Below are 1,977 nucleotides of genomic sequence, written 5' to 3'. Positions count from 1 at the left end.
ACTCATATGAAGCAATTTTGCACTTTCACGGTCTGTCAAAAGAATATCATTTTCTGTCATACTAAAATCCTTTCTATAAAAAAATGAGAACAAATCATAACTATTTATTAACCATATTTTGGTTCATTTGGAAAGATGTTTTATTTATAGAAAACAATATTTTATCATACAATTTTTGATGTGATAATTTATGACTCTTATTGAGAAAGAATGAGAGAGAAGAGAGAGAAAGTTATCCACAGATCATGGGGTTATGCACTCCATATCTTAAGATTGACCCGTGACATAAGCCGCCCATTTATCCATATAAACGCGGCGCTGTTCTAAATAATCAGTACGACGATAGGCACGCTCTACTTGTCCTCCGACTGTATGACTTAGAATTGTTTCAGCAACCTCATAGGGGGCATCGGTTGTTTCAGCGAGCCAATCGCGTAAACTAGAGCGAAATCCATGGGGGCAGGCTTCAAGTTTATTGTCTCTCATGTATTGAGCCATACACTTCGTAGCAAGGGGACCGCGACCGGTTGCAGAAAAGAAGAAATCATTGCGAGAAAGTGAGCGCGCTTGTTTTAAAATGTCTAATGCTTCAGATGATAAGGGCACACGAAACTCTTTTGTAGTATCACGCTTTCCTTTCATATTTTCAGCAGGGATTGTCCAGATATCACCTTCAACTTGATCTTTATGAATATGACGTAAAGGGTTAGAGCGAACCCCTGTAAGGATAAGCAAACGCAAAGCCAGTTGTGTTAGGGTTGATGCTTCGCAAAGTGTTTGATAAAAAGCTGGTATATCTTTCCAATCCATTGCAGGTAAATTTTTGACTTTATGGCGTTGTTTTCCTAAAAGAGCGCGTGCTTTTTCTGTTGCTTGTAAATCAACATCCAAACCTAATGCAGCAGCATGTTTGAGACAAAGTTTGAGACGTATCAATGCTGTCCGAGCAGCTCCAGCTTTTGTATGCCAGATAGGGGCAAGTGTATTACGTATTTCTGTTTGTGTAATCTCTGACACAGGAAGACAACCTAATTTAGGGAGAATATGAAGTTGTAAAGGCGAAAACCAATGTCCATCTTTCCCATCCCCTTTTAATTCAGCTTTACGAGTTTCAAAAGTATCCAAGGCAATATCTTTTAAATAATGAAGATTGCTTATTGCCTCACGCTTTTGTTTCTCACGTTCTTTAATAGGATCACGCCCTTCACGTAAAACAGAGCGCCATTGATTTGCTAATTCACGGGCTTGTTTTAAAGAAACATCTCTTAAAGCACCCAAGCCCATTTCACGGCGCCGCCCATGAATGGTAAAACGGTAAATCCATTGAGCACCTCCATCTTTACGCTTATGAAGTAACAAGCCGGCACCATCATTATATTTGCCAGCTCCCAATGTTGCGACAGATCTTGCATTAAGACGGTTCATAAGAGCCATTTTTATTCCTTTCTTATACAAATTTGATCCATACACTCATCCCACTTGTTATGTGCAAATGAGTGGTTTTGATTGATTCAAGATAAACAGCTTTGAAATGAGAGAATCTTACGATATTCGAGACTCTCATTCAACATACAAAACAGTGAATTATTATTATAAATCAATGCCTTGTAATGTTGATTACAGTACCAAGGCGCAAGTGAAAGCTTGGATATATGGGGGTGGTATTCCGAAAAGCGTTCTCAATTACGAACCTCTCATAGATGAGATCAATAAAGAGATCAAAAAATTATCAAAAACCGCAGGAAATAAATATGTTTACAGATAAGCAGCTAAGAGCCTTGTTTGGTATTATAATTTTTATATTTTTATGCTTTTTAGAAATTAAAAAAAATCCCTACTTTATTCAAAGTATTTTGATATTCGCATCTTTTGGTTTGATAATAATAACAAATATTTTTGTAATTTTATGCAATTCTCATATTCCTTTTGAGTTGCAGAACAATCCAAAATATAAAGATGATGATACAACAGGTTGGA

The 1,977-nt window shown here is 36.9% G+C and carries 2 protein-coding genes and 1 pseudogene; 2 read left to right on the top strand and 1 reads right to left on the bottom strand.

Features of this window, described 5'->3' with window-relative positions; translation table 11 throughout:
• Window positions 1-267 precede the first annotated feature (267 nt).
• Window positions 268-1,434: a tyrosine-type recombinase/integrase gene (locus tag ACFING_RS09640; RefSeq protein WP_375615313.1), complete on the bottom strand. Its 1,167-nt coding sequence runs from the start codon at window positions 1,432-1,434 to the stop codon at window positions 268-270.
• 97 nt (window positions 1,435-1,531) lie between these two features.
• On the opposite strand from ACFING_RS09640, the gene ACFING_RS09635 reads away from it, so the two are divergent.
• A complete protein-coding gene (locus ACFING_RS09635; RefSeq protein WP_375630734.1) occupies window positions 1,532-1,765 on the top strand; it encodes a hypothetical protein in 234 nt (77 codons plus the stop codon).
• Window positions 1,752-1,977 (top strand): annotated as a pseudogene (locus tag ACFING_RS09630) (hypothetical protein); the annotation flags it as partial. The gene ACFING_RS09635 and the pseudogene ACFING_RS09630, both read left to right, overlap by 14 nt.

The sequence above is a fragment of the Bartonella sp. AP150HLJHH genome (assembly GCF_042196385.1).
Lineage (GTDB): Bacteria > Pseudomonadota > Alphaproteobacteria > Rhizobiales > Rhizobiaceae > Bartonella.
This window is presented reverse-complemented; position numbering and strand designations above follow the sequence as displayed.